The organism is Mesorhizobium dulcispinae (assembly GCF_033977345.1).
In the GTDB taxonomy this organism is placed as follows: Bacteria; Pseudomonadota; Alphaproteobacteria; order Rhizobiales; family Rhizobiaceae; genus Mesorhizobium; species Mesorhizobium dulcispinae.
Window position 1 is genome coordinate 14,346 of sequence record NZ_JAVIIY010000015.1, and the last position, 25,989, is coordinate 40,334.

At 65.1% G+C, this 25,989-nt stretch carries 25 protein-coding genes; 21 read left to right on the forward strand and 4 right to left on the reverse strand.

Annotated features, from left to right (window positions below):
• The first annotated feature begins 92 nt into the window (after nucleotides 1-92).
• From sfnG to RFN30_RS25920, 10 genes are all read left to right on the forward strand, one after another.
• Nucleotides 93-1,196, forward strand: a complete 1,104-nt coding sequence (gene sfnG, locus RFN30_RS25875; RefSeq protein ID WP_320264909.1) for a dimethylsulfone monooxygenase SfnG — start codon at nucleotides 93-95, stop codon at nucleotides 1,194-1,196.
• A 113-nt stretch (nucleotides 1,197-1,309) separates the two neighbouring features.
• On the forward strand, nucleotides 1,310-2,230 hold the full coding sequence (locus tag RFN30_RS25880) for an ABC transporter ATP-binding protein (RefSeq protein WP_320264910.1): 921 nt from the start codon (nucleotides 1,310-1,312) through the stop codon (nucleotides 2,228-2,230).
• Entirely contained in the window at nucleotides 2,230-3,126 is an 897-nt protein-coding gene (locus RFN30_RS25885; protein ID WP_320264989.1) for a branched-chain amino acid ABC transporter permease, read from the forward strand. Before RFN30_RS25880 ends, RFN30_RS25885 begins: the two co-directional genes overlap by 1 nt.
• Nucleotides 3,127-3,128: 2 nt before the next feature.
• On the forward strand, nucleotides 3,129-4,184 hold the full coding sequence (locus RFN30_RS25890) for a branched-chain amino acid ABC transporter permease (RefSeq protein ID WP_320264911.1): 1,056 nt from the start codon (nucleotides 3,129-3,131) through the stop codon (nucleotides 4,182-4,184).
• Between the two features lie 82 nt (nucleotides 4,185-4,266).
• On the forward strand, nucleotides 4,267-5,607 hold the full coding sequence (locus RFN30_RS25895) for an ABC transporter substrate-binding protein (RefSeq protein ID WP_320264912.1): 1,341 nt from the start codon (nucleotides 4,267-4,269) through the stop codon (nucleotides 5,605-5,607).
• Nucleotides 5,608-5,680: 73 nt separating this feature from the next.
• Complete coding sequence (locus RFN30_RS25900) at nucleotides 5,681-6,472, forward strand: ABC transporter ATP-binding protein (RefSeq protein ID WP_320264913.1); 792 nt, start codon at nucleotides 5,681-5,683, stop codon at nucleotides 6,470-6,472.
• A gap of 23 nt (nucleotides 6,473-6,495) precedes the next feature.
• Nucleotides 6,496-7,743 carry an SfnB family sulfur acquisition oxidoreductase gene (locus RFN30_RS25905; RefSeq protein WP_320264914.1) on the forward strand — a complete coding sequence of 416 codons (1,248 nt, stop codon included), beginning with the start codon at nucleotides 6,496-6,498 and terminating at the stop codon, nucleotides 7,741-7,743.
• A gap of 110 nt (nucleotides 7,744-7,853) precedes the next feature.
• Nucleotides 7,854-8,414, forward strand: coding sequence for an FMN reductase (gene msuE / locus RFN30_RS25910; protein WP_320264915.1), 561 nt, complete (start codon nucleotides 7,854-7,856; stop codon nucleotides 8,412-8,414).
• 357 nt (nucleotides 8,415-8,771) lie between these two features.
• Nucleotides 8,772-9,122 carry a hypothetical protein gene (locus tag RFN30_RS25915; RefSeq protein WP_320264916.1) on the forward strand — a complete coding sequence of 117 codons (351 nt, stop codon included), beginning with the start codon at nucleotides 8,772-8,774 and terminating at the stop codon, nucleotides 9,120-9,122.
• A 62-nt stretch (nucleotides 9,123-9,184) separates the two neighbouring features.
• Nucleotides 9,185-9,853 (forward strand): DUF2161 domain-containing phosphodiesterase, encoded by a 669-nt coding sequence (locus RFN30_RS25920; protein WP_320264917.1) that lies wholly within the window; start codon nucleotides 9,185-9,187, stop codon nucleotides 9,851-9,853.
• 25 nt (nucleotides 9,854-9,878) lie between these two features.
• Here RFN30_RS25920 and RFN30_RS25925 read toward each other — a convergent pair whose 3' ends face one another.
• Nucleotides 9,879-10,826 (reverse strand): GlxA family transcriptional regulator, encoded by a 948-nt coding sequence (locus RFN30_RS25925; protein WP_320264918.1) that lies wholly within the window; start codon nucleotides 10,824-10,826, stop codon nucleotides 9,879-9,881.
• A gap of 86 nt (nucleotides 10,827-10,912) precedes the next feature.
• Between RFN30_RS25925 and RFN30_RS25930 the strand changes: the two genes are divergently transcribed.
• From RFN30_RS25930 to RFN30_RS25960, 7 genes are all read left to right on the forward strand, one after another.
• The gene (locus tag RFN30_RS25930; RefSeq protein WP_320264919.1) at nucleotides 10,913-11,617 is read left to right on the forward strand and encodes a DJ-1/PfpI family protein; all 705 of its coding nucleotides are present in this window, start codon (nucleotides 10,913-10,915) and stop codon (nucleotides 11,615-11,617) included.
• Nucleotides 11,618-11,740: 123 nt separating this feature from the next.
• Nucleotides 11,741-12,472, forward strand: coding sequence for a FadR/GntR family transcriptional regulator (locus RFN30_RS25935; protein ID WP_320264920.1), 732 nt, complete (start codon nucleotides 11,741-11,743; stop codon nucleotides 12,470-12,472).
• Nucleotides 12,469-13,671: a PLP-dependent transferase gene (locus RFN30_RS25940; RefSeq protein WP_320264921.1), complete on the forward strand. Its 1,203-nt coding sequence runs from the start codon at nucleotides 12,469-12,471 to the stop codon at nucleotides 13,669-13,671. Before RFN30_RS25935 ends, RFN30_RS25940 begins: the two co-directional genes overlap by 4 nt.
• A gap of 25 nt (nucleotides 13,672-13,696) precedes the next feature.
• Entirely contained in the window at nucleotides 13,697-14,974 is a 1,278-nt protein-coding gene (locus tag RFN30_RS25945) for an ABC transporter substrate-binding protein (protein ID WP_320264922.1), read from the forward strand.
• An 85-nt stretch (nucleotides 14,975-15,059) separates the two neighbouring features.
• Nucleotides 15,060-15,983 (forward strand): carbohydrate ABC transporter permease, encoded by a 924-nt coding sequence (locus RFN30_RS25950; RefSeq protein WP_320264923.1) that lies wholly within the window; start codon nucleotides 15,060-15,062, stop codon nucleotides 15,981-15,983.
• Nucleotides 15,983-16,831, forward strand: coding sequence for a carbohydrate ABC transporter permease (locus RFN30_RS25955; protein WP_320264924.1), 849 nt, complete (start codon nucleotides 15,983-15,985; stop codon nucleotides 16,829-16,831). Before RFN30_RS25950 ends, RFN30_RS25955 begins: the two co-directional genes overlap by 1 nt.
• Nucleotides 16,832-16,834: 3 nt before the next feature.
• On the forward strand, nucleotides 16,835-17,902 hold the full coding sequence (locus RFN30_RS25960) for an ABC transporter ATP-binding protein (RefSeq protein ID WP_320264925.1): 1,068 nt from the start codon (nucleotides 16,835-16,837) through the stop codon (nucleotides 17,900-17,902).
• Between the two features lies 1 nt (nucleotide 17,903).
• Here the strand turns inward: RFN30_RS25960 and RFN30_RS25965 are convergent, their stop codons facing one another.
• From RFN30_RS25965 to RFN30_RS25975, 3 genes are read right to left on the reverse strand one after another with little or no spacing between them, the layout of a single operon-like run.
• Complete coding sequence (locus tag RFN30_RS25965) at nucleotides 17,904-18,755, reverse strand: TIGR01459 family HAD-type hydrolase (RefSeq protein ID WP_320264926.1); 852 nt, start codon at nucleotides 18,753-18,755, stop codon at nucleotides 17,904-17,906.
• Entirely contained in the window at nucleotides 18,752-20,026 is a 1,275-nt protein-coding gene (locus RFN30_RS25970; protein ID WP_320264927.1) for an FGGY-family carbohydrate kinase, read from the reverse strand. Before RFN30_RS25970 ends, RFN30_RS25965 begins: the two co-directional genes overlap by 4 nt.
• Nucleotides 20,027-20,030: 4 nt before the next feature.
• Nucleotides 20,031-21,071: a class II aldolase/adducin family protein gene (locus tag RFN30_RS25975; protein WP_320264928.1), complete on the reverse strand. Its 1,041-nt coding sequence runs from the start codon at nucleotides 21,069-21,071 to the stop codon at nucleotides 20,031-20,033.
• Between the two features lie 196 nt (nucleotides 21,072-21,267).
• Between RFN30_RS25975 and RFN30_RS25980 the strand changes: the two genes are divergently transcribed.
• The 4 genes from RFN30_RS25980 to RFN30_RS25995 are packed head-to-tail and all read left to right on the forward strand — an operon-like array spanning nucleotide 21,268 to nucleotide 25,971.
• On the forward strand, nucleotides 21,268-22,050 hold the full coding sequence (locus tag RFN30_RS25980; RefSeq protein ID WP_320264929.1) for a DeoR/GlpR family DNA-binding transcription regulator: 783 nt from the start codon (nucleotides 21,268-21,270) through the stop codon (nucleotides 22,048-22,050).
• Nucleotides 22,047-23,423 (forward strand): FGGY-family carbohydrate kinase, encoded by a 1,377-nt coding sequence (locus RFN30_RS25985; RefSeq protein WP_320264930.1) that lies wholly within the window; start codon nucleotides 22,047-22,049, stop codon nucleotides 23,421-23,423. Before RFN30_RS25980 ends, RFN30_RS25985 begins: the two co-directional genes overlap by 4 nt.
• Nucleotides 23,420-24,976, forward strand: coding sequence for a sugar ABC transporter ATP-binding protein (locus RFN30_RS25990; RefSeq protein WP_320264931.1), 1,557 nt, complete (start codon nucleotides 23,420-23,422; stop codon nucleotides 24,974-24,976). The genes RFN30_RS25985 and RFN30_RS25990 overlap by 4 nt, the downstream gene beginning before the upstream one ends.
• Nucleotides 24,973-25,971, forward strand: coding sequence for an ABC transporter permease subunit (locus tag RFN30_RS25995; RefSeq protein ID WP_320264932.1), 999 nt, complete (start codon nucleotides 24,973-24,975; stop codon nucleotides 25,969-25,971). The genes RFN30_RS25990 and RFN30_RS25995 overlap by 4 nt, the downstream gene beginning before the upstream one ends.
• The last annotated feature ends 18 nt before the right edge of the window (nucleotides 25,972-25,989 follow it).

Genomic DNA, 25,989 nt, shown 5'->3' on the forward strand with positions numbered 1-25,989 from the left:
TTTGTATATATAATCAGTAGACTAATAAATTAGCGACAGCTTCCGGCCACGGCCGGATCGATCGTTGGGACAGGCCAAGCCGGGAGATTTTCATGCCACAGAATGATCGCGACGCAGTCAAATTCGCCTATTGGGTGCCGAACGTCTCTGGCGGGCTCGTCATCTCGAATATCGAGCAGAGGACCAATCATTCGGCGGAGTATAACCGCAAGCTGGCGCAGATCGCCGAGAACGCCGGCTTCGACTATGCGCTGAGCCAGATCCGCTTCACCGCCGGCTATGGCGCCGACGAGCAGCATGAATCGGTGTCGTTCAGCCATGACCTGCTCGCCGCCACCAAGACCCTGAAAGTCATCGCCGCGATCCTGCCTGGACCGTGGAATCCGGCGCTGGCGGCAAAGCAGCTCGCCACGATCAGCTACCTGACCGATGGTCGCGTCGCCATCAACCTCGTCTCCGGCTGGTTCCGCGGCGAATTCCACGCTATCGGCGAGCATTGGCTCGACCATGACGAGCGCTATCGCCGGTCGGAAGAGTTCATCCGCGCGCTGCGCGGGATCTGGACCGAGGACAGTTTTACCTTCCGCGGCGATTTCTACCGCTTCAACCAGTATTCGCTGAAGCCGAAGCCGCTAAAGCCTCTGCCCGAAATCTTCCAGGGCGGCTCGTCGCGGGCGGCCCGCGACATGGCTTCGCGCGTCTCGGATTGGTATTTCACTAACGGCAACACGCCCGCCGAGATCGCCAAGCAGGTCGACGATATCCAAGCCAAGGCAAAGGCCAACAATCATTCGGTCAAGGTCGGCGTTAACGCCTTCGCCATCGTCCGCGAGACCGAGGAAGAGGCCAAGGCCGTGCTTGCCGAGATCATCGCCAAGGCCAATCCGGAAGCGGTCAATGCCTTCGGTCACGAGGTCAAGAACGCCGGCAAGGCTTCGCCAGAAGGCGAGGGCAACTGGGCAAAATCGTCCTTCGACGATTTGGTGCAATATAATGACGGATTCCGCTCGAACCTGATCGGCACGCCGCAGCAGGTCGCCGAGCGCATCGTCGATTTGAAGCGCGCCGGCGCCGATCTCATCCTGCTCGGCTTCCTGCACTTCCAGGAAGAGGTCGAGTATTTCGGCAAGCATGTCATCCCGCTCGTGCGTGAGCTGGAAAACGCGGAAGCCGCGGCGGCGCTCGCCGCCGAATAGCAACGCCAGCCGCTGGCCGGAGATCGTCCGGCCAGCCGATGATCATGAACCGCACGCCGATCGGGCGTGCGGCCGGGACCGTGCGTGCCTTCGCTACAGTTGGGGACGATGGAATGCCGATATCCAACCATGCCTTCGGGGCGATCGAGGCTTCGGTCTACGCGCCGGAAATCTTCGCGCAAGGGCTGCCGGCCGCTCCGCGACAGGCTCACGATGAGCCGCAACAGCCTGCCCCTGAAGACGCCGCGCCGCTTCTTTCCCTCGAAGGTATAGGACTGTCCTTCGGCGGTGTGATTGCGCTGGCCGAAGTCGACCTGTCGGTTCGTTCCGGCGAGATACGCGCCATCATTGGGCCGAACGGCGCCGGCAAGAGCTCGCTGATCAATGTCATCAGCGGCGTCTACCGGGCGGATCGCGGCCATGTCCGTCTCAATGGCGCGCGCGATGCCCAAGTCCCGACGCAACGACTGGCGCTTCTTGGCGTCGCCCGCACTTTCCAGAACCTCGCCCTGTTCAATGGCCTCAACGTCCTCGAAAATGTGGCCTCCGCCCTTGCCTACAGGGCCAGGTCGAATTTCGCCGGCCAGATTCTGGGGATTGGCCGATCGCGCCGCGAGCAGGCCGACGAGCAGGGTCGCGCCGATCAGATCCTCGAATTCCTGCACCTGACGGCGGTCCGCGACCGGCTCGCTGGCACCTTGCCCTACGGTCTGCAGAAGCGGGTCGAGCTTGCCCGCGCGCTGGTCGCCGAACCTCGGCTGTTGCTGCTCGACGAGCCGATGGCTGGCATGACGGCGGGCGAAAAGAGCGAGATGGCAGCTTATGTGCGCGCCGCGCGCGACCGCTTCGCCACCACCGTGGTGCTGATCGAGCACGATGTCGGCGTCGTCATGGGGCTCTCGGACCGCATCGCCGTCCTCGACTACGGCCGCAAGATCGCCGACGGCACACCCGACGAGATCAGGAACGATCAGCGTGTCATCGACGCCTATCTCGGCGTCGCCTCCGAGAATGAAGAGGGGGCAGGCATATGATCGGCGATTTCGACTACCAATTCTTCCTCGAGGTGCTGACCGGCGGCCTGCTCTCCGGCGTCATGTATTCGCTGGTCGCGATCGGCTTCGTGCTGATTTACAAGACGTCCGGCGTGCTCAACTTCGCGCAAGGCGCGCTGCTTCTGTTTGCGGCTCTGACCTTCGTCAGCCTGGTCGAGCGCGGCGTGCCGTTCGCGCTGGCTTTAGCCGTGACCTTCGCCATCATGGTGGCGCTCGGCATCGGCATCGAGCGAGCGGTGCTGAGGCCGCTGACCAACAAGCCCCCGATCACGCTGTTCATGGCGACGCTCGGCCTTTCCTACATCATCGAGGGTGCTGCCCAGCTGATCTGGGGCACGCAGGTGCACGGCCTCGAGCTCGGCATCGAGGATGTGCCCCTGGAAGTCGGCGGCGTGCTGATCAGTCAGTTCGACATCTTCGCCGCCGCCGTGGCCGCCACCATGGTGCTGCTGCTTTCGCTGTTCTTCCGCTACACCCGCATCGGGCTCAGCTTCCGCGCCGTCGCCGACGACCAGTTCGCGGCACTTGCCGTCGGGCTGAGGCTGCCCCTGATATGGGCGAGCGTGTGGGCCGCGGCAGGCCTCGTCGCCCTGGTGGCGGGGCTGCTGTGGGGCGCGCGGCTCGGCGTCCAGTTCTCTCTCTCGCTGGTGGTGCTCAAGGCGCTGCCGGTGCTGGTGCTTGGCGGCTTCGATTCCATCCTCGGCGCCATCGTCGGCGGGCTCTTGATCGGCGCCAGCGAAAAGCTCGCAGAGGTTTATATCGGCGACTATTTTGGCGGCGGCATCGAGAGCTGGTTCGCCTATGTCGTCGCGCTCGTCTTCCTGCTGATCCGCCCCTCAGGCCTGTTCGGCCAGAAGCTTGTCGAAAGGGTCTAACCATGAGCGCGATCGCAACCGAACTATCCGCGGCCGAATTGTCGAAGGGCGCAGGCCTGCCAAAATGGCTGGCGCCGCTCATCATCGTCGCCTTCGCCTACACGGTCATTCCGCTCATCGGCGGCTCTTATCTGTTCGAGGCGATCCTGCTGCCGTTCCTGGCGCTCAGCCTGGCGGGCGTCGGGCTTAATGTCCTCACCGGCTATGCCGGCCAGGTGTCGCTCGGCAGTGCCGCATTCATGGCGGTAGGCGCCTTCGCCGCTTATAATTTCAACCTTCGCGTCGAAGGGCTGCCGCTCGTCGCTAGCATCGTCTTCTCCGGCATTGTCGCCGCCGCGATTGGTATCGTGTTCGGTCTGCCGAGCCTGCGGCTGAGAGGGTTCTACCTCGCGGTTTCCACGCTTGCTGCGCAGTTCTTCGTGCAGTGGGCGCTGACCAAGTTTTCCTGGTTCTCCAACGAGTCGGCATCGGGCGTCATCGATGCGCCGAAGCTGTCCATTGCCGGCTTCGAATTCGACGGGGCGGTCGGCCGCTATCTCTTCGCGCTCACCGTCGTCGTCATCCTGACTTTCCTGGCGCACCGGCTTGTCTCGTCGCAGACCGGGCGCAACTTCATCGCAATTCGCGACAATGAGATAGCGGCGCGCATCATCGGCATTCCTGTGCTGAAGACGAAGCTGCTTGCCTTCGCCATCTCGTCCTTCATCATCGGCGTTGCCGGCGTCATCTGGGCTTTCGCCTATCTGAGAACCGTCGAGCCGGCCGGCTTTGATCTCGACCGCTCGTTCCAGATACTGTTCATCATCATCATCGGCGGGCTGGCCTCTATCCGCGGCGCTTTCCTGGGCGCAGCCCTCATCGTCGTCTTTCCACTCGCGTTGTCGCGCCTCGGCGGCTTCCTGCTCGGCGATCTCTTCGATTCAGGCGTGCTCGACATGAGCCAGCGCATCGTGCTTGGCGCGCTCATCATCCTCTTTCTGATCCTGGAACCGGATGGGCTGGTCGCCCTGTGGGACAGGGTCCGGAGACGGCTCCTGCTCGCCTGGCAATCGAGCTGAGCCGGTTTGGGCCATGGGCCCGAACGATTGCAGAAATTCGGAAAATGAACCCGGGCAAAGCCCATACTGGAGCACCTTAATCATGACCTTCCTCAGCACAGTCAAGGCGGTCGCGTTGTCGGCGGCGCTGGCCGTGTCGGTGGCCTTGCCGGCCGCTCACGCCGATGAGCAGTATTTCCCGCTGCAGAGCTATCGCGTCGGGCCCTACGCGGCCGGCGGCACCGGCTTTTTCGGCGGCTTCATCGACTATCTCAACCTGATCAATATCCGCGATGGTGGCGTCAACGGCGTCAAGCTGACATGGGACGAGTGCGAAACCCAGTATGAGGTCGAGCGCGGCGTCGAGTGCTATGAACGGCAGAAGAGCCGTGCCGGCGCTGCCGCCTGGAACCCGCTTTCGGTCGGCATCGCCTACGCCATGATCGATCGCATCACCGCCGACAAGGTGCCGCTGATCACGGTCAATCACGGCCGCACCGATTCCACCGACGGCCGCGTGTTTCCTTATGTCTTCCCGCTGCTGCTCAACCCCTACAGCGAGACGTCAGGCATCGTGAACTATATCGCCGCCAAGGAAGGCGGCATCGACAAGCTGAAGGGCAAGAAGATCGTCGTGCTCTATCATGGCTCGCCCTACGGCAAGGAGACGATCCCGATCTATGAACTGCTGGCACAGAAATACGGCTTCACCGTGCAGCAGATCGAAGTGCCTCATCCGGGCAACGAGCAGCAGTCGCAGTGGCTGACGATCCGCCGCGCCAAGCCGGACTTCGTCGTGTTGCGCGGCTGGGGCGTGATGAACCCGGTGGCGCTGAAGACGGCGGTCAAGGTCGGCTATCCGGTCGACCACATCATCGGCAATGTCTGGTCGAACTCGGAAGAGGACGTCATCCCGGCCGGTGATGCCGCCAAGGGCTACACCGCCATCACCACGCAGGCTTCGGGCAACACCTATCCGGTGGTGCAGGAGATTGTGAAGACGGTCTACGGTGCCGGTAAGGGCAACCTCGAGGACAAGTCGCGCATCGGCTCGGTCTATCATAATCTCGGCATCGTCAACGGCATCCTGAATGTCGAGGCGATCCGCATCGCCCAGGAGAAGTTTGGCCATCGCACGCTGACCGGCGACGAGGTGCGCTGGGGCTTCGAGCACCTCAAGCTCGATCCCGCCAAGGTCGAGGCGCTCGGCGCCAAGGACCTGTTCCACTCCATCAATGTCAGCTGGGACAACCACGAGGGCGAAGGCTACGTGACCTTCCAGCAGTGGGACGGCAAGAAGTGGAACGTCGTCTCCGACTGGATCGCTCCCGACTGGGCGTTGCTCAGGCCGATCATCGAGAAGTCGTCCGAGGCCTATGCCGCCGAGAAAGGCATCAAGCTGCGCACCGCTGCCGATGCCGACGCGGTAGCCGCCACCAACTGATCCAACTGAACGGGCGCCGGAGCAAAGTTCCGGCGCCTAGTCCTCTTCCTCGCAGAACCGGGAAAGACGCGAGATGCCGGGCAATGACGTCATCCTTGTCGTGGACAATGTCCATGCCACCTACAACCACGCCATCACCGCGCTGCACGGTGTCAGCTTCGAGCTTCGGCGCGGCGAGATCCTGGCGCTGCTCGGCGCCAACGGCGCCGGCAAGAGCACGACGCTGAAGGCGGTCTCCAACCTGCTTCCGGCCGAGCGCGGCCAGATCAATGCCGGCACGATCCTGTTCGATGGCGGCGACGTCACCCGCCGCAGGCCGGGCGACCTCGTGCGCGCCGGGCTCGTCCAGGTGCTGGAGGGACGCCACTGCTTCAAGAGCCTCACCGTCGAGGAGAATCTGGTTTCCGGAGGTGTCGGCCGCAGCGGCCGCCGCGGCGAGATCAGCCAGGATCTCGAGCGTATCTACGATTTCTTTCCCCGCCTCAGGGAAAAGCGCCGCACGCTTTCCGGACTGACCTCGGGCGGCGAGCAGCAGATGACCGCGATCGGCCGGGCGCTGATGTCGCGGCCGCGCCTGCTGGTTCTCGACGAACCGTCGATGGGGCTTGCTCCGCTCGTCGTCCAAGACATCTTCCTGGCGCTGAAGAAGCTAAACCAGGAGACGGGCCTGTCGATCCTGGTCGCCGAGCAGAACTCGGCCGTGGCGCTTAAATATGCCGACTACTCCACGGTGCTCGAAAATGGCGTCTCCGTTCTCTCCGGCGGCGCCACCAGCCTTCGTCAGCGCGAGGATGTCCGGGCCTTCTATCTCGGGCAAAAGGCACCGCCCGCCACGCCGCCCAGCCACCTCCATGCCGTCGTCTGAATCGAAATCTGAAGGAGACTGAAATGACTGTGTCCAACGTCAAGACCGACAAGGCCGCGGCCGCCGTGCCGCCGGTCGCCAGGCCCGCCGAGCCCGCGCATATCATCAAGGACGACGCCGAGGCGATTGCCGTCGCGCAGCGGCTGGCGGCCGAGTTTGTCAAGGATTCTTCCAAGCGCGACCGTGACCGGGTCTGGCCTGTGGCCGAGCTCGACCAGTTCTCGCAGAGCGGCCTGTGGTCGATCAATGTGCCCAGGGCGTTCGGTGGCCCGGAAGTGTCTTACGCGACACTCGCCAAGGTGATCGAGATCATCTCGGCCGCCGATTCCTCGATCGGCCAGATCGCGCAGAACCATCTCGGCGTCGTCGCGGCGATCCGCACCGTTTCCGATAAGGACCAGCAGGCGCTGCTCTTCGCCGAAGTGCTGAGGGGCACGCGGTTCGGCAATGCCTTTTCCGAATTCGGCTCCAAGCGCGCGGCCGATTTCGAAACGAAGTTCACCGACGCCGGCGACCATGCGATCGTCAATGGCCAGAAATTCTATTCCTCCGGCGCGCTGCTCGCGCATCTGGTGCCGATCGTGGCGCTCGATGGCGAGGGCCGTGCCTGGTATGCGATCGCCGATCGTGGCGCGCCCGGGCTGACGGTGATCGACGACTGGTCGAGCTTCGGCCAGCGCACCACGTTGTCGGGCACCGTCATCATCGACAACGTCAAGGTGCCGAAGACGCACCTCGTGCCCGGCTACAAGGGCTACGACAAGCCAACCGCGGATGGCGCTATCTTCCAGATCATCCAGGTGGCGGTCGACACCGGCATCGCGCAGGCGGCGATCGACGAGACGGTTCAATTCGTCAGGACCAAGAGCCGCGCCTGGATCGACAGCGGCGTCGACAATACCTGGGACGATCCTTACACGATCCAGGCCATCGGCGATCTAACGCTTCGCCTTCACGCGGCGCAGGCGCTGCTGGAGAAGGCCGGCCTGGCGATCGACCGGGCAGTGGCCCAGCCAACCGCCGAGACGGTAGCGCATGCCCAGATCGTCACCGCCGAAGCGAAGGTCCTGTCGACAGAGATCGCCATTGCGGCGACGAACAAGCTGTTCGAACTGGCCGGCACGCGCTCGACGCTTGCCGAGCACAATCTCGACAGACATTGGCGCAATGCCCGCACCCACACGCTGCACGATCCGGTACGCTGGAAGTACGCGATCCTCGGCAAGTATTTCCTCAATGGCGAGAAGCCGCCGCTGCACGCCTGGAGCTGATCGCACCAGCCGCCGGGATTTTCCGGCCGGGCGAAACGCCATTTTCGCCAAGCGGCGGCCCGGTAGGGCCGCCCAGTTGTCAATCCGGAGCACCCTTGGAGGTCCGTTCCATGTCCAGCCCAGCAATCGTCGGCTTTTCCGGCAACATCACCCGACCGTCGAAGACGCGCAGCTTTGTCGACCTTGTCGTCCAGGACATCGCCACACGCCATGGCCTGACGGGGCACACCTACGACATCGACGATGTCGGCCCGTCGCTGGGCGCAGCCAGATGGTCGCGCGATCTCGATGACCGAGGGCAGACGATCCTGGCGCAGGTCATTGCAGCCGACGTGCTCGTGGTCGGCTCACCGACCTACAAGGGCAGCTATACAGGGCTGTTCAAGCATTTCTTCGACCTGATCGATCCGTCGGCGTTGAGAGGTAAACCGGTGCTTCTCACCGCCACTGGAGGCGGCGAGCGTCATGCCTTGATCGTTGAGCATCAGCTGAGGCCGCTGTTCGGCTTCTTCGAGGCTTTCGCGCTGCCCACAGCCGTCTACGCGACCGACAAGGACTTCACCGATGGGGTGCTTCGGTCCGAACTGATCCTAAAGCGGGCGGCGCAGGCGGTTGATGATATCACGGTTCTGCTCGCCAATAAGTCCGGTGTCAGAATAGCCGCCGAATAGTCATGCGGCGTTGCTCCCCGGCAAAACTGCGCAGCGGTTCGGCGAAGACATCCATAAAGACTTAAAGCGCCTAGCCTGAATTCGACGCGCTGCTAAGCTTCTGAATTCGTGCTAGGATTCTCGCAAGGAAATGGGCTGATCGCTGAAAAAATGCCGAAAATTCGTCATTATTCCGGTCCTATCGAGGAATTTCGGCAGAGACCGGTCCTCTCCCGACTGCCACCAAACAGTCTTTCTTTGATCCTCGGTTTCGCAGCGTTGGCACTCGTTGCTTGTGAATCGGCGTCCGAGGCGCCGCCGCCTCCACCCCAACCTGCTCCGGCTGCCGTCGCGGCTCCCGCAGCCCCGGACACTGCGGTGCTCGATCAAACCGTGGCGGTCACGCCGCCTGCGAAGGGCGTTCCGGCCAGGTACGCCGCGTTCTCAGGCATATGGGCCGGACGGCTGGATGGCATGTATGAAGGCAAGCTGGCCGTGCTGACCGTGTCTTCGGGCGGGCAGGTGACGGTCAGCTATGCCTGGGGTGATGTGGCCGACAACAAGCCGGGCGTGGCCGACGGTTCCGGCAGGATTGTCGGGAACACATTGAAGCTCCAGCGCCTTCCGAACGGCGCGGATGCCGCCTTTACCATGCAGCCCGACGGAACATTGTCCGTCACCTACGCGCTTGCCGGCCAGACCTATACTGGCCAGTTCGCCAAGCAATAGCGGCGGGCGGTCGCGTCGCCTTCTGCCGTGCCGGTCAGCCGCGAATCGGCTATGCCTGCCCCATGCAGGAAACGTCCCTCTACGCCCCGGTGAAGCGATTCCTCGAAGGCCTGGATTTCACCGTCAAGGGCGAAGTCGGCGGCTGCGACATCGTCGGGCTGCGGGAAGGCGAACCGCCCGTGGTCGTCATCTGCGAGCTGAAGCTGCAGTTCAACCTCGAGCTCGTGCTCCAGGGGGTCGATCGCGCGGCGGCCTGTGACGAAGTCTGGCTTGCCGCCCGCATGTCGGCGCGGGGCAAGGGCCGCGAGCACGATCGCCGTTTTCGCGCGCTCTGCCGCAGGCTCGGCTTCGGCTTGCTGGCGGTTGACGGAAAGGGCGAGGTCGAGCTGCTGCTCAGCCCGGCGGCCGTACCGCCGCGGCGCGACCCGAGGCGGCGCTCGCGCCTGGTCGAGGAGCATCACCGCCGCAAGGGCGATCCGTCGATCGGTGGCAGCACGCGGAAAAGGCCGATCATGACCACCTATCGCCAGGAGGCGATCGCCTGCGCCGCCGCCATGGCCGACGGCCCGAAGCGGCCGCGCGACCTCAAAGCTCTTTCGCCGCGCGCGGCCAGCATCCTGCTGCACAATTATTATGGCTGGTTCGCCCGGGCCGAGCGCGGCATCTACGCGCTGACCGAGCTCGGCCATGCCGCCGTGCAATCGCATGCGGTGGTCGAGAGCCCGTTCTAGCGAGCATTCATCGCAAGGCGGTGCTTCAGAACCGCTCGCGATAGTCGCGCGGGTTCGTGCCGAGGGCGCGTAGAAAGCCGCGTCGCATCGTCTCTTCGGAGCCGAAGCCGCAGCGGCGGGCTGTCTGGTTGACGGCCAGTCCCTGCTCCAGCATCCGCCGCGCCGCTTCGATGCGTATCTCCTCGATCGCGCGGGCGGGCGTGCGTCCCGTTGCCTCCTGGTAGTGCCGCGAGAAACTGCGCCGGCTCATATTGGCGTGCTCGGCCAACCGCTCCAGCGAAAGGTCACCGCTTAGATTGTCGAGGATCCAGCCATGCAGCCGGTCGAAGCGCCCGTCGCCTTCCTGCAGCTTGAGGGTCTGGCTGAACTGCGCCTGGCCGCCGGGGCGTTTCAGGAAGACGACCAGCTCGCGCGCCACCGCAAGCGCCATGCGCCGGCCAAGATCGGCCTCGACGAAGGAAAGCGCCAGATCGATGCCCGCGGTCACGCCGGCGGAGGTCCAGACATTGCCGTCGCGAATGAAGATCGGATCGGGTTCAAGCCGGACCGCCGGAAATCGCCGGGCGAACTCAGCGCAGCGTCCCCAGTGGGTAACCGCGCGACGGCCGTCGAGCAGGCCTGCCTCCGCCAGCAGCATGGCGCCACTGCAGACGGAGGCTGTTCGCCTGGCATCGCGCGAGCGGCCGATGATCCATTGGACGAGCTCGGCATCGTCGCAGGCGGCGTTGACGCCCCAGCCGCCGGGTACGATCATCGTGTCGAGTTCGAGCCCGTGCGCCGGCAGCGCTGCTGCCTCCAGCACGAGACCTGACGACGTTCTCACCCGCGGGGAAGCGGCGACGACCACGACCTCATAGGCCGCGGGCTCGCCCGCCTGCGTCCTGAAGTCGTTGGCGCTGGCGAAAACCTGTAGCGGCCCACTGACGTCGAGGAGCTGGACGTCGGGATAGGTAAGGATTTCGATACGGCGCATGGGTTTGGCCTAAAACGAGGGATGATTGGCAATCGCGCCAAAGCATGACGCCTTAGATTGCCCGAAGTCAACCTGCGGAGATTTCCATGACCCTTCGTTTCGGCATCCTTGTATTCCCCAACGTCCAGCAGCTCGACCTCACCGGACCTTATGAGGTTCTGGCAACGGCCAAGGGCGCCGAGGTGGAATTGATTTGGAAGGATCGCGATCCGGTGACGTCGTCGACGCGTCTTTCCCTCAACCCGACGACAACCTTTGACAATTGCAAGCCTCTCGATGTGCTGTGCGTTCCCGGCGGCGGTGGCGTCAACGCGCTGCTGGAGGACCAGGCGGTCCTCGACTTCGTGCGGCAGCGCGCAGCGCAGGCCCGCTACATCACCTCCGTATGCAGCGGCGCCCTGGTGCTCGGCGCAGCCGGGCTGCTCAAGGGCAAGCGGGCGACCACGCACTGGTATGCGCATGATTTCCTTGAAGAGTTCGGCGCGATCCCTATCGATGCGCGTATCGTCGAGGATGGCAAGCTGATCACCGCCGGTGGTGTCACCTCGGGCATCGACTTCGGCTTGGCGCTGGTAGCCAGGCTCCTCGGACAGGCCGAGGCTGAAATCGTGCAGCTCTCGCTCGAATATGCGCCGGCTCCTCCCTTCCAGTCCGGCACGCCCGCCGAGGCTTCGCAGGCTGTGCTGGCGCAGGCGAAAGAGCGCCTTGCGGCTTCGCGGCGGGTTCGCGAGGAAATGTTCGCTCGCTGGCGCGAGCGCGCGGCTGCCGAGCCGAAGCGCATCCGCGCCTGAAAACGCGGGGCCGAATGCGGGTATCCCCACCGTTCGGCCTAGCCTCTTTTCGACTGTTGACACGCCTCTCGCTCTGTGCAGAAATTGGTTGGACCATTGAACCACTTTTAGGCCCCCGCCGGCGTGACAGACAGCCTCCCGCCCATTCAGACGACGGCCCGCGATGACGCGGTGCTGAAGGCGTTGGCCGGCTTCGTCAGGCAAGAGTCGCTGGGGCCTGGTGAAAAACTGCCGACCGAGCGCATTCTGGCCGAGCGTCTCAAGGTGAGCCGCAACACGGTGCGCGAGGCGCTGACGCGCTGGGAGGGGCTGGGCCTCGTCGAGCGGCGGCAGGGCTCAGGCACCTATCTCAAGGCGGCCGTCTCGCCCGACATGCTGCACATGCCGTTGACGCTTGCCGGCGGCAACGATTTCGCCGGCCTGATGTGCACACTGGAGATCCGCCGCGCCCTGGAGGCCGAGGCGGCCGCGCTTTGCGCCATCCGCGCCGGCAAGGCCGAGCTCGCCGAGATTGAGCGCAAGCTCGACATCATGGAAGAGGCCTTCCGCACCCGCGACGGCATGTCCTCGGAGGAGGACTGGGAATTCCACCAGGCGATCTTCCGCGCCTCCGGCAATCCGCTGTTCGAGCAGATCATCGCCGCCATGTACGAGCTGTTCCACCGCTTCTGGGAACATCCGCTCGGCGTGCGCGACTTCGGCCATGCCAGCTTTCCCTACCATCGCACCATCTTCGACTGCATCGCCGCGCACGATCCGGAGGGGGCGAGGCGTGAGGCGTTGAAGCTCATCGCCACCGTCGAGGACGACCTGAAGCGCGGCGCCGCCAACCTCAAACTTTCGGATCGCAAATGAACGAGCACCCCACAAGCTTCGACCCGGCTTCCCTCGCCGGCGACTATCTCGGCGAGGCGGCGACGCTTCTCGCGCATGACGATCCGTTCCCCGGCGGCGCGGTGGTGCCGCCGATCTACCAGACCTCGCTCTTCACCTTCGACAGCTATGCCGACATGGCCGACACCTTCGCCGGCCGCCGTCGCCAGCCGATCTATTCGCGCGGCGACAATCCGACGGTGATGGAGTTTGAGGCGCGGGTCGCGGCCTTGGAGGGCGCCGAAGCCGCGCGGGGCTTCTCCAGCGGTATGGCGGCGATCAGCGCCACGGTGCTGGCCTTCGTCGGCGCCGGCGAGCGGATCGTTGCCGTGCGCAATTGCTATGGCGACGCCTACCGCCTGTTCGAGCGCCTGTTCCCGCGCCTGCAAATCAAGGTCGACTACGTCGACGGCTCCGATCCCGACGCCGTGGCGACGGCACTTCCCGGCGCCAAGCTGCTCTACCTCGAAAGCCCGACCTCGATGATGTTCGAGCTGCAGGACATTGAGCATCTGACGCGGCTGGCGAAGGAGCAGGGGATCGTCACCACCATCGACAATTCCTGGGCCACGCCTGTCTTCCAGAAGCCGATTGCGCATGGCGTCGACCTGGTGCTGCATTCGGCCTCGAAATATCTCGGCGGCCACAGCGACACCGTCGCCGGCGTGGTGGCTGGGTCGGCCGCGCATATCAAGCACATCAACGAGCAGACTTATTCCTCGCTCGGCGGCAAGCTGTCGCCTTTCGAGGGCTGGCTGCTTCTGCGCGGCCTGCGCACGCTGCCGCTGAGATTGCCGCACCACATGAAGAGCGGGCTGACGCTGGCCGAGCGGCTGAAGGCGCATGGCAAGGTCGAGCGGGTCAACCACCCCGCCTATTCCAATCATCCCGGCAAGAAGACGCTTGCCGGCTATGCCGGGCTGTTCTCCTTCGAGGTCACCGAGGATGTCGACATTCCGGCTTTCGTCGATGCGCTGAAGCTCTTCCGCATCGGCGTCAGCTGGGGCGGCCATGAAAGCCTGGTCGTACCGGCGAAGGCCTCGCTCGAGCAGACGCCGGGTCTCAATTCGATGGCGCGCTTCGGCGTCAGCCCCCGAACCATCCGCTTCAATGTCGGGTTGGAAAACGTCGAGGATCTCTGGGCGGACGTCGTCCAAGCCTTCGACAAGGCAAAAAAATAAATTGTTCAAAATGGGAGTCCTGAACATGAAAAGACTGACAATCATGCTTGCCGCCGTTGCCGGCCTGGCGATCTCCGCCGGAACCGCGCTGGCCGACACCACCGTCAAGATGGTCGAGGTCATCACCAGCCCGCCGCGCACCGAATTCCTGAAGAAGCAGATCGCCGAGTTCGAGCAGGCCAATCCCGGCATCAAGGTCGAGCTCGTCTCGCTGCCCTGGGGCCAGGCCTTCGAAAAATTCCTCACCATGGTGCAAGCCGGCGACACGCCCGACGTCGTCGAGATGCCGGAGCGCTGGATGGGCCTCTATGCCAATAACGGCCAGCTCGAGGATCTCGGCCCCTACATGGCCAAGTGGGACGACGCCAAGACGCTGGGCGACCGCGCCAAGCAGTTCGGCTCGACCGTCAACAACACGCAGTTCATGATCCCTTACGGCTACTATGTGAACGCGCTGTTCTGGAACAAGAAGCTGTTCAAGGAAGCCGGTCTCGACCGTCCGCCGGCGACCCTCGACGAGTTCGTGGAGTTCTCCAAGAAGATCTCGGCCATCCCCGGCAAATACGGCTACTGCCTGCGCGGCGGCCCCGGCGCCTTCAACGGCATGCACATGTTCATGAACATCGCCGACGGCAAGGGCGGCTATTTCACCGACGACGGCACCTCGACCATTAACGACGAGGGCTCGGTCAAGGGCCTGCAGATGCTGGCCGACATGTACAAGAACGGCCTGGCGCCGAAGGACGCCGTGAGCTGGGGCTTCAATGAGACGGTGACCGGCTTCTATTCCGGCACCTGCGCCATGCTCAACCAGGATCCGGACGCGCTGCTCGGCATCGCCGACAAGATGAGCGCCGACGATTTCGCGGTCGCGCCGTTGCCGGTTGGACCGAGCGGCAAGTCCTACCCGACGCTGGGTTATGCCGGCTGGGCGATGTTCGCCAACTCCCAGCACAAGGACGAAACCTGGAAGCTGATGGCGACGCTGCTGTCGCCCAAGGACAATCTGGAATGGGCCAAGGAAGTCGGCGTCATCCCGATCCACAACGGCGCCGACCAGGACGCTCATTTCAAGACCGAGCAGTTCAAGGGGTGGTTCACCGAGCTCAGCGACAGCTCCAAATATGAAATGGTGACACCGCCGACGCATCTGGAGAACCTCGGCAACTTCGTCGACCAGGTGGCGATCAAGAACTTCCAAGAAGTGCTGCTCGGCCAGAAGCCGGCCAAGCAGGTGGCGGACGAATGGGCTGCGTTCCTGACCAAGGAGCAGCAGGCCTGGCTGGCGAAAAATAAGAAGTGACACTCCTTTTCCTTCTCCCCGTTGAACGGGGAGAAGGACGCTGTTGCCAACGCCAGCTTCACCATCACCCGTAGAGCCAAAACTTATGACCTACGCAGTGTCCGAAATCCGATCCGCCGCCCGGCCGCGCAAAAAGCGGCTGAGCAAGGCCGCGATCGAGCCTTGGCTCTATCTTTCGCCGGCTATCGTCCTGCTGGTCGTGGTGCTTCTGGTGCCGCTGATCATCGGCATCAGCTATTCCTTCCGCAAATTCTCGGCCTTCAAATCGGAATATGTCGGCCTCGGCCAATACGAGGCGATGTTGTCGGACCAGGTGCTCGGCCAGGCGCTGGTCAACACGCTGTGGTGGACGGTCGCCAGCTTGTTTTTCCAGTTCTTCCTCGGGCTGGGTCTGGCATTGCTGCTCGACAAGCCATTCTACGGCCGCAGGATCGTGCAGGCGGTCGTTTTCCTGCCCTGGGCGGTGCCGTCCTTCCTTTCCGGCCTCACCTGGGCCTGGCTGTTCAACCCGATCATCGGCCCGCTGCCGCACTGGCTCTTCGCGCTTGGCCTCAAGGCTGAGCCGACCAATGTGCTGTCCGATCCGGCCACCGCCATGTGGGGGCCGATCGTCGCCAACATCTGGTTCGGCATCCCCTTCTTCGCCATCACGTTGCTGGCGGCGCTGAAGTCGATCCCGTCCGAACTGCACGAGGCCGCGGCCATCGATGGCGCCTCGCCCTGGCAGCGCTTCACCAAGGTGACGCTGCCGTTCCTGGCGCCGACCATCGTGATTACCGTCATGCTGCGCACGATCTGGATCGCCACTTTCGCCGACCTGATCTTCGTCATGACCGAGGGCGGGCCGGCGGGCTCCACCAGCACAGTTCCGGTCTACATCTATGTCAGCGCCTTCAAGTCGCTGGACAAGGGCTATGCGTCCGCAGTTGCGGTGCTGCTTCTGGTCCTGCTGATCGCCTACGCGATTGGCCTGATCGCCATTCGCCGCACGCTGGTGAGGCACGTCTGATGATCGCCGGACGCTCCATCTCCTCACGCATCGCCGGCGGCATCGGCCTTTACGCGGCAATCGCCGCCTATGTGATCTTCGCGCTGTTCCCGATCTTCTGGACCCTGAAGATCTCGGTGACGCCCGAGCGCCTGCTCTATTCCGAAGGCATCACCTTCTGGCCGTCGGAGACGACTTTTCAGAACTTCGTCACCGTGCTCGAGGCCTCCGACTTCCCGCGCTATTTCCTGAACAGCGTCATCGTCTCGGTGTCGACGGCGGCCCTCGTCACGGTCATCGCTACGCTCGCCGGCTACGCCATGTCGCGCTTCACCTTCCGCGGCAAGGCGACTTTAGCCATCCTGCTTTTGCTGACCCAAACCTTCCCGCTTGTCATGGTCATCCCGCCGATCTACCGCATCATGGGCGATCTCGGCCTCACCAACAGCTTGATCGGGCTGATCATCATCTACACCGCCTTCAACACCGCGTTCGCCACGTTCCTCATGCAGTCCTTCTTCGACGGCATTCCGAAGGACCTGGAGGAGGCGGCGATGATCGACGGCTGCACGCGCGCTCAGGCCATGCGCAGGGTGATCGTGCCGCTCACCTTGCCCGGCATGGGCGCGACGCTCGGCTTCGTCTTCACCGCGGCCTGGAGCGAACTGCTGTTCGCGCTGATGCTGATTTCCAGCGACGCGCAGAAGACCTTCGCCGTCGGCCTGCTAACCTTCATCGGCAAGTTCGCCGTCGACTGGGGGCAGATGATGGCGGCGTCCATCCTGGCGCTGATCCCCGTCTGCATCTTCTTCGCATTCCTGCAACGCTATCTCGTCACCGGCCTCACTGCCGGCGCGGTCAAAGGATAATCGATGGCTTCCGTCACGCTGCAACATGTCGAGAAGGATTACGGCTCGCTGCGCATCCTGCATGGTGTCGACCTCGAGATCGCCGACGGCGAATTCGTCGTGCTGGTCGGCCCGTCCGGCTGCGGCAAGTCCACGCTGCTGCGCATGATCGCCGGGCTGGAGGAGGTCACCGGCGGCGAGATCCGCATCGGCGAGCGGCTGGTCAACGATGTCGCGCCCAAGGACCGCGACGTCGCCATGGTGTTCCAGTCCTACGCGCTCTACCCGCATATGGACGTCTCCTCGAACATGGGCTTCAGCCTGATGCTGAAGAAGGCCGAGAAGACCACGATCGACGGCAGGGTGGGCGCCGCCGCCAAGCGGCTTGGGCTGGAAAGCTTCCTCGGTCGCCTGCCGCGCCAGCTCTCCGGCGGCCAGCGCCAGCGCGTCGCCATGGGCCGCGCCATCGTGCGCGACCCGAAAGTCTTCCTGTTCGACGAGCCGCTGTCCAACCTCGACGCCAAGCTGCGCGTCCACATGCGCGCCGAGATCAAGGCGCTGCACCAGCAGCTCAAGACCACTTCCGTGTATGTCACGCATGACCAGGTCGAGGCCATGACCATGGCCGACCGCATCGTCGTCATGCATGACGGCCATGTGCAGCAGGTCGGCCATCCGCTGGAACTCTACGACCGTCCGGCCAACACGTTCGTCGCCGGCTTCATCGGCTCGCCTGGCATGAACTTTTTGCCGGCGAAGGTCGCCAAGGGCGGCAAGGTCGATGCTGTGTTGGCCGACGGCCAGAAGCTGAGGCTGCCCGACGGCCTGCCTTTATCGGACGGAGATGCGCTCACCATTGGGCTCCGGCCCGAGCACATCAGGCTCGCCGACGATGGTGCGCTGAAGGCCGAGGTCGAGGTCGTCGAGCCGCTGGGTCTCTCGACGCAGTTCTATGTCAGGCTGGCGAACCAGCAGGTCTGCGTCTTCGTCATGGGCCGCAGCGATGTGAAGCCGGGCGACACGATCCGCCTCGCCGCAGATCCGGCCTCGTTGCATCTGTTCGATCCGGCAAGCGGCAATCGCATCGGGTAGGTCAACGCCAGCGGAAGGCGTCCATCGTGTAGTCCGGCCAGGCGCCAAGCTCTCCGAACAGGCCGGTCAGGTCGCCGGCATCGGCCAATATCCCGGACAGGACCAGCGCGGTCGCCACGCCTGCACCGGCCCCGCCGGCGATGTCATGCTCGACGCTGTCGCCGACGCAGACCACGCTGCAGCGGTCGGGACTGCCGACCAGCGCCAGCGCCGCCTCGTAGATCGCCGGGTACGGCTTGCCGATGCGGGTGACGCTGCCGCCGAGGCATTCATAGAGGTCGGCGATCTCGCCGGCGCCGAAGCGCGGTCCGACCGCGGTCAGCATGATCCGGTCGGGATTGGTGCAGAAGCATGGCACGCGCCGCGCTGCGGCCGGGCCGAGCAGCGCGTTGTAATGATCGAGGCTGTAGCGGTCGCCCTCGCTGGCCGAGAGCAGAACTAGCTCGGCGTCATCGCCGCACTCGGTCAGCGTCAACGGCAGGCCCTCGATCGCCGAACGGTCGCCGTCACGGCTGATCAGCAAGCATTTCGTTCCGGGTCGCAACGCGCTCGACGCTGCCATATCCTGGAAAATGCGCCAGGCGACCTCGCCGGACGAGACGAAGTGGTCCCAGCTTCCCACCTCGAAACCAAGCTTCAGCAGCCGCCGTTCGTTTGGCTCCGCCCGCTTGCCGGAATTCGAGACCAACACCACGGTCTTGCCGGCGCGCTTCAGCTCTGACAAGGCTTCGATCGCGCCTGGATAAGGCCGCTGCCCGTCATGCAGCACGCCGAATTGGTCGAGCAGGAACACGTCGTAGCGTTCCGCCAGCGCGCCGATCCCGTCGAGATGTCTGGCCTGCTTTGCGCTCACAGCAGCCCCGCTTCCTTTGCGCCCGTCAGCGCCAGCCGCGCCGTGCCGGCGGCGGCCTCGTCGGACAGCGCCGGCAGGAAATCGACGCCGAGCTTGCGCCGCCGGATCTCGGTCCAGGCGGCATTGGCGGCGCCGCCGCCGACGCTCCGCACCGAGGTCAAGCTCGGCGCGCCGAGTTCGGCCAGCCTCCGGTAGCCGAGCGCCTCGATGGCCGCGATACCCTCGAGCATCGCCTTCAGATAGTCGGCATCGGAGTCCGGCCGGGGCAAAAGGCGTGGCTGCAGCGAAGGATCGGCAATGGGGAAGCGCTCGCCGGCCGCGCCGAGCGGATAATAGTCGAGGCCGGTCTCGGTCGCGGGATCGATTGCGCCGCTGAGCTCGACGATGTGTGCGAGCGGGAAATGCCGGGCGAGCACCTTGCCGCCGGTGTTCGACGCGCCGCCCGCCAGCCAGGCGTCGCCCAGCCGATGGCTGTAGATGCCATAGCGCGGCGCAAAGATCGGCCGGTCGGACAGGATCTTGATGGTCAGCGATGATCCGAGCGCGGTGACGCCGTCCCCGGCTTCAGCCGCGCCTGTTGCCAGGAACGATGCGCAGCCATCCGTGGTGCCGGCAACGACCGCCATGTCGCGCCGCAGCCCGAACTGGTCGGCTGCCGCGGCCGTAAGCCTGCCGGTCACGCTGCCCGGCCTGACAACCGCGGGCAGCAGTTTCAAGCGCATGCCGGTCTCCGCGATCCAATCCGGCCAGCGGCCTTCCTCTGCGTCATAGCCGGTCTTCAGGCTGTTGTTTTCGTCGCTGACGTCGAAACGGCCTGAGAATTGCCCGGCGATCCAGTCGGCCTGGTGCAGCACGGCATGGACGCCGGGCAGGCGCTGGAACCAGAGCGCCTTGGCGAGCCCGGACGTCGCCCCATGCGCGGCGCTCGCTTCCGGCGCCGTGCGGGCGATCGCGGCGAGGATGGCGTCGTCCGAAACCTTGTCGTTGTACATCAGCGGCTCTGCCAGCGGCCGCCCGGCGCCGTCCACCGGCAGCACGGTGCCCGACGTGCCGTCGACGGCGATCGCGCGCACCGCTGCGCGGTCGATGCTCGAAAGCAGCGCCTTCAGCGTCGCCTCGACCGCGGCCCACCAGACAGCGGGATCGCGGCCATTTGGGCCGAAGCGATCGAGCGGCACGGCGGCGTGCGCGGCGACGGAAAAGTCCGGACGCATCGCGACGGCGCGCGACCCGGAGGTGCCGATGTCGATGCCTATGCCAAGCTGTGCCATGCGCCTAGCCCGCGGCGTTGAGCTTCTGGCGATACTGCTCGGCATCCCAGTTGATCAGTTCGTCGTTTTCGGCGGCGGTCAGATAATTCAGCCGCGCCGTGATGTCGATCCGGGCAGTCACATCAGCAAGGCAGCGCTGCATGGCGGCCGCGCCGGTGCTGGCATCGCCGCGCATCAGCACGCCGCTGCCGGGAAAGAGGATGGCGACCGGCTTGACGCCCAGCCGTGCGATGACGTCGGCGACATGTTCGCCCGGCCTTGCCACCACGGAGCCCTGGCCGAGGAAGATGACATGATCCGGATAGAGGCTGCCGGCTTCGGCCATGCGGCGGCTGTCCGCGTCGAGCGCCACCGCATGCGCTTCGATATCCGTCGGCAATCTGTAGCCGCTGTCGTCGGCAAGCGCCGTCAGCGCCGCGGCATCCGGTTCCGCCGCCGTCCGCGCCGTCCGCGCCAGGAGCGATCTGACCCGATGCAACAGTCGTTCCGCGTCCGCAACGGTTTCCGCTGCCACGACCAGCCCGTGATTGCCGAGGATCAGCACGTCGACCCCCGGGCGCAGCCGTTCGGCAATGCCCTGGGCAAGCGGCAGGCCCGGCCGGCGATAGGGAACATAGGCCCATCCGATGCCCTCGAGACGCCGCGCGACCTCGATCTCGCAATCGGCCTGGACCGCGAGCGAGATCGTATCGACGCAATGGACATGCAGCACGACCCGCTGCGGCATCAGCGCGTGGACCGTGGTCTCGATCGACGGGCGCAAACCGCGCGGATTGAGGGCGTCGATGGCGAAGGCCTGTGGCTTGTCGGCGGCCGGATCGCGCCGTTCGACGGCCTCGATCAGCGGCACCATCGCCACCGGCACCATGATGTCTTCGGACAGCGCATCCTTCAGCCAGGTGCCGGACGCCTTGATCCACAGCGTGTGGCCGGCCTTCAGCGATGTGTTGCCGCCGGCCGCCTGGGTCAGATGCGGGTTGCTGCCGATCCTGGCTGAAAGCGCCCGCAAGTCGGCCAGTTCCTGCGCATCAGCTTGGGTCGCCATGGCGCCTTGTCCTTCAATGGCTTGATCGAGTTCTAGCATGGTCTCCCGTTGCCGGAAGCATTTGGGTGCTGATATCGCAGATGCGAGCAACTTGCGTCAACAGTGATCTAGTATCATCAAAACTGGCTTGCATTCTGGCTAATGTTGAGTAAGTTACGCCAATTGCCGTGGAAAAATGGCATTCGGGAGGAAAAAGTTGAGCGACTCCGGCCGCCAGCGTCAGATCGTCGAACTCTTGCGGGATCGCCCGTTTGCATCGGTGCGCGAACTGCAGGAGCGGCTCGGCGTCTCGGCCGCGACGGTCAGGCGCGATATCGACAAGATCGACGAGGCCGGCGAGGCGCGGAAGGTCTATGGCGGCATATCCGCCCTCGACGGCGCCGCCCATGCCGGGGTCGCCTATGCCAGGCCCTATGACGAGAATCGGGATCTCGCGGTGGACGCCAAGCGGCAGATCGCCGCCGTCGCCGCGACCATGGTGCGCGACGGCGACGCCGTCATCGTCCATGGCGGCTCGACCTGCTTTCATCTCGGCGTCAGGCTTGCCGACCGCAACATTCGCCTCTTCACCAATTCCATGCCGCTCGCGGCCTATCTCAGCGATCATGGCCACTGCAGCCTGACGATCGCCGGCGGTGACCTGCATCGCGAGCCCGGTATCATCCATTCGCTCGCCCAGGCCTTTCCGTTCTACGCCTCGAAATTCTTTCTCGGCGCGCAAGGCCTCAGCCATGAAGGCGTTCTGGAATCGCATCCGCTGCTGGTGCGCTCGATCGTCGATCTCAGCCTGTGCGCCGACCAGATCGTGGTGCTGGCCGACAGCCGCAAGCTGTCGATCCACGCCCGCAATGTCGCCCTGCCGCTGTCGCGCATCGGCACGCTGGTGACCGATGACGGCCTCTCCGATGCCGATGCGCGAATGCTGGAGGATGCCGGCGTCGCCGTGCGCATCGCGCCGTCCTCGGGAGCCCTCCCGTGAAGGTGGCGGTGCTCGATTTCGGCAAGACGAATTCGAAGCTGTTCGTCTTCGGCCAGGACGGGCGCATCCTCGACGAGCGGCGCACCAGTCCCGACTGGATACGCAAGGAAGGCCTCAGCGTGCTTGACGAGGCGGCGCTGCATGACTGGGCCCTCGATGTCGTCAACGAGGCCGTCGACGGCCATGGCGTCGAAGGCCTGATGGTGTCCGGCCATGGCTGCACCTTCGCGCTGGTCGACGATGTGGCGCTGACGCATCCCATTCTCGACTATGAGCAGGAACCGCCGGCCGAGATTGCAGCGCGGATCGATCGCCGCATTCCCGATTTCGCAGAGACCTTCTCGCCGCGCCTGCCGCTTGGCTTCAACTACGGTCGCCACATGCTGTGGCTTGAGCAAGTGGAGCCCGGCGCCTTCGCCGCCGCGAAAGCGATCCTCGGTTATCCGCAATATTGGAGCTGGCGCTTCGGCGGCCGCGCCGTTTCGGAAGTGTCCTATCTCGGCTGCCATTCCCATCTGTGGGCGCCGCGCCGGCGCGACTTCTCCTCGCTGGTCGACGCGGAAGGCTGGCGCGGCCGCATGCCGGCCTTCGCGCGCGCCGGCGCCGTCATCGGCGAGCGGCGCTTCGGCAAGGCCGGCAAGCCGGTCGCCATCCACAACGGCGTCCATGACAGCAACGCCGCGCTCCATGCCTATCGGCGGCAGCAGCTCGGGCCGCTCACCGTGGTGTCGACGGGCACCTGGGTGATCGTGCTCAACCCGGACTGCCCGCTCGACGCCCTCGACCGCGACCGCGACATGCTGGTCAACGTCGATGTCGATGGCGGTCCGGTGCCCACCATCCGTTTCATGGGCGGGCGCGAATTCGCGACCATCAGCGGCAACTGGCAGGGCGCGATTGCTCCGGCCGCGATAGAGCGGGCGATCGATGCCGGCGTGGTGGCCCTGCCGAGCTTCGCGCCCGGCGGGCCGATGCCAGGCCGGACCGGCGAAATCGTCGGGCGCGTTTCCGATGCCGAGGAACGTGCGGCCGTGGCGCTGCTCTACGTGGCGCTGATGGTCGACCTGTCACTCGACCTGATCCGTTCGCGAGACACCGTCATCGTCGACGGCGGGCTGAACGCGGGCGGCCTGCTCGCCGGCCTGCTGGCCGCGCTGCGTCCCGGTCAGTCCTTCATGCAGGGCGCCACGCTGGAAGGCAGCGCCACGGGTGCGGCCGCGCTCGCCTTCGAAAGCGTCGGCCGCGAGTTCGCCGCCGAGACGCCGGAGCCGGTCCGCGCCACAAGCTTCAAGGGACTTCCCGGTTACCGCGACCAATGGCGCGCCCTCATTGCCGGGCGCGGCATCGCCGCATCGGCGGGAGGTGCGCAATGACCGCCATCGCCCATGCCCAGGCGGCGCAGGGGCCGGTGCTGGAGATGCGTCACATCTCCAAGACCTTCGGCCCGATCCGCGCCCTGCAGGACGTGTCGCTCACCGTCAACGCCGGCGAGCTGCACGCGCTGATGGGCGAGAACGGCGCCGGCAAGTCGACGCTGATGAAGGTGCTGTCCGGCGCCTATCGGCCCGATGCCGGCGGCGAGATCCTGATCGACGGCGCGCCGGTCGCCACCGGCGATCCGATCAAGGCCCGTGCCGATGGCATCGCCGTCATCTACCAGGAGCTGTCGCTGGCGCCGAACCTCACGGTGGCGCAGAACATCTTCCTCGGCAACGAGCCGCGCAGGTTCGGCATCGTCGACCGCGACCAATGCAACAGGCGGGCGAGCGAAATCATCCAGCGACTTGGCGTCTCCTTCTCGGCGCGTGCCCTGGTCTCCGGCCTGTCGCTCGGCGAGCGGCAGCTGGTCGAGATCGCCCGCGCGCTGTCGACCAGCGCCCGCATCATCGTCATGGACGAACCGACCACCTCGCTGACGTCGCGCGAGACCGAGAGGCTGTTCGAGGTCATCGCCACGCTCAAGGCGCAGGGCATCGCCATCATCTACATCAGCCACCGCATGGAAGAGGTCTACCAGCTCGCGGACCGCGTCAGCGTCCTGCGCGACAGCGGCTATGTCGGCACGCTGGAACGTGTCGATCTCAACGCCTCGCGCCTGGTCTCGATGATGGTCGGCCGCGATCTGTCGGCCTTCTACAAGAAGGATCACCGCCCGCCGGACAGCAAGCGCCAGGTGGCGCTGTCGGTGCGCGGCATGTCGGACGGCAGGCTGCTGAAGAACTGCTCGTTCGACCTCTATCACGGCGAGGTCCTGGCGCTGGCCGGGCTGGTCGGCTCCGGCCGCACCGAGCTCGCCAGGCTGATCTTCGGCGCCGACCGGCGCAGCGCCGGCGAGCTGGAGCTCGACGGCAAGCCGCTCGCGATCGCCTCGCCGCGCGAGGCGCTCGAGGCCGGCATCGCCTATCTCACCGAGGACCGCAAGGAGCTCGGCCTGTTCCTCGACATGTCGATTTCCGACAACATCAACATGGGCGTGCTGGCGAGCGATGCGCGCGCCGGCGGTTTTCGCGACTTCGCCGCCGCCGACCGGCGCGCCGCAAAGGCAGTCGCCGAGCTGTCGATCCGCACGAGGTCGGCACAGGCCAATGCCGGCTCGCTGTCGGGCGGCAACCAGCAGAAGGTGCTGCTCGCCCGCCTGCTGGAGACCGCGCCGAAAGTCGTCATCCTCGACGAGCCGACGCGCGGCGTCGATGTCGGCGCCAAGTCGGAGATCTACCGGCTGATCGACAATCTCGCCGGCAGGGGCATCGCCATCCTGATGATCTCCAGCGAATTGCCGGAAGTTATCGGCGTTGCCGACCGTGTGCTGGTGATGCGCGACGGCGCCATCGCCGGCGAGGTGACGGCGTCCGCGGGCGAGCCGCTTCGCCAGGAAGCGATCATGGAACTTGCGACGGGAGCGGCCCAGGAAGGACCGAAGCGATGACCGACAGCACAACCGTGACGACGACAGCGGATCAGGCGGCGCTCAGGAGCCGGCGGCTGCGCACGGCCTTCGCCGCGCTCGGCATGCTGCCCGTGCTGGTGCTGCTTGCGGCCGGCTTCCAGTTCATCAACCCGCGCTTCCTCACCGGCACCAACCTTTTGATCGTTACCCAGCAATCGTCGATCAACATCGTGCTCGCCGCCGGCATGACCTTCGTCATTCTCACCGGCGGCATCGATCTCTCCGTCGGCTCCGTCCTCGCCGCGTCGGCGATGGTGGCGGTGCTGGTGTCGCTGGTGCCGGATTGGGGCATGCTCGGCATCCCCGCCGCCATCCTGGTCGGCCTCAGCTTCGGCGTCATCAACGGGCTGCTCGTCGCCTATATCAGGCTGCCGCCCTTCATCGTCACCTTGGGCTCGCTTACCGCGGTGCGCGGCGTCGCCCGCCTGCTCGGCGAGGACACGACCGTGTTCAACTCCGACCTGCCATTCGACTTCATCGGCAATGGCTCGCTGTTCGGCGTTCCGTGGCTGGTCATCATCGCGCTGACGGTGGTGGTTCTGTCCTGGCTGGTCTTGAAGCGCACCGTGCTCGGCACCTGGATCTATGCCGTGGGCGGCAATGCCGAGGCGGCGCGCCTCACCGGCATCAAGGTGCCGCTGGTGCTGCTCTTCGTCTATGGCGTGTCCGGCCTGCTTGCTGGCCTTGGCGGTGTCATGTCGGCGGCGAGACTTTATGCCGCCAACGGTCTGCAGCTCGGCCAGTCCTATGAGCTCGATGCCATCGCCGCCGTCATCCTCGGCGGCACCAGCTTCGTCGGCGGCGTCGGCTCGATCTGGGGCACGCTGATCGGCGGCCTGATCATCGCGGTGCTCTCCAACGGGCTCATTTTGGCCGGTGTCTCGGACATCTGGCAGTACATCATCAAGGGATTGGTCATCATCGTGGCGGTCGCCCTCGACCGTTACCGGCTCCAGGCCGGGGCAAGAACGTGATTGACCTTGGTCGCCGGC

Coding starts and splice junctions, on each gene's coding strand:
- sfnG (WP_320264909.1), top strand. CDS start 93: ATGCCACAGAATGATCGCGACGCAGTCAAATTCGCCTATTGGGTGCCG.
- RFN30_RS25880 (WP_320264910.1), top strand. CDS start 1,310: ATGCCGATATCCAACCATGCCTTCGGGGCGATCGAGGCTTCGGTCTAC.
- RFN30_RS25890 (WP_320264911.1), top strand. CDS start 3,129: ATGAGCGCGATCGCAACCGAACTATCCGCGGCCGAATTGTCGAAGGGC.
- RFN30_RS25895 (WP_320264912.1), top strand. CDS start 4,267: ATGACCTTCCTCAGCACAGTCAAGGCGGTCGCGTTGTCGGCGGCGCTG.
- RFN30_RS25900 (WP_320264913.1), top strand. CDS start 5,681: ATGCCGGGCAATGACGTCATCCTTGTCGTGGACAATGTCCATGCCACC.
- RFN30_RS25905 (WP_320264914.1), top strand. CDS start 6,496: ATGACTGTGTCCAACGTCAAGACCGACAAGGCCGCGGCCGCCGTGCCG.
- msuE (WP_320264915.1), top strand. CDS start 7,854: ATGTCCAGCCCAGCAATCGTCGGCTTTTCCGGCAACATCACCCGACCG.
- RFN30_RS25920 (WP_320264917.1), top strand. CDS start 9,185: ATGCAGGAAACGTCCCTCTACGCCCCGGTGAAGCGATTCCTCGAAGGC.
- RFN30_RS25925 (WP_320264918.1), bottom strand. CDS start 10,826: ATGCGCCGTATCGAAATCCTTACCTATCCCGACGTCCAGCTCCTCGAC.
- RFN30_RS25930 (WP_320264919.1), top strand. CDS start 10,913: ATGACCCTTCGTTTCGGCATCCTTGTATTCCCCAACGTCCAGCAGCTC.
- RFN30_RS25940 (WP_320264921.1), top strand. CDS start 12,469: ATGAACGAGCACCCCACAAGCTTCGACCCGGCTTCCCTCGCCGGCGAC.
- RFN30_RS25945 (WP_320264922.1), top strand. CDS start 13,697: ATGAAAAGACTGACAATCATGCTTGCCGCCGTTGCCGGCCTGGCGATC.
- RFN30_RS25950 (WP_320264923.1), top strand. CDS start 15,060: ATGACCTACGCAGTGTCCGAAATCCGATCCGCCGCCCGGCCGCGCAAA.
- RFN30_RS25955 (WP_320264924.1), top strand. CDS start 15,983: ATGATCGCCGGACGCTCCATCTCCTCACGCATCGCCGGCGGCATCGGC.
- RFN30_RS25960 (WP_320264925.1), top strand. CDS start 16,835: ATGGCTTCCGTCACGCTGCAACATGTCGAGAAGGATTACGGCTCGCTG.
- RFN30_RS25970 (WP_320264927.1), bottom strand. CDS start 20,026: ATGGCACAGCTTGGCATAGGCATCGACATCGGCACCTCCGGGTCGCGC.
- RFN30_RS25975 (WP_320264928.1), bottom strand. CDS start 21,071: ATGGCGACCCAAGCTGATGCGCAGGAACTGGCCGACTTGCGGGCGCTT.
- RFN30_RS25990 (WP_320264931.1), top strand. CDS start 23,420: ATGACCGCCATCGCCCATGCCCAGGCGGCGCAGGGGCCGGTGCTGGAG.
- RFN30_RS25995 (WP_320264932.1), top strand. CDS start 24,973: ATGACCGACAGCACAACCGTGACGACGACAGCGGATCAGGCGGCGCTC.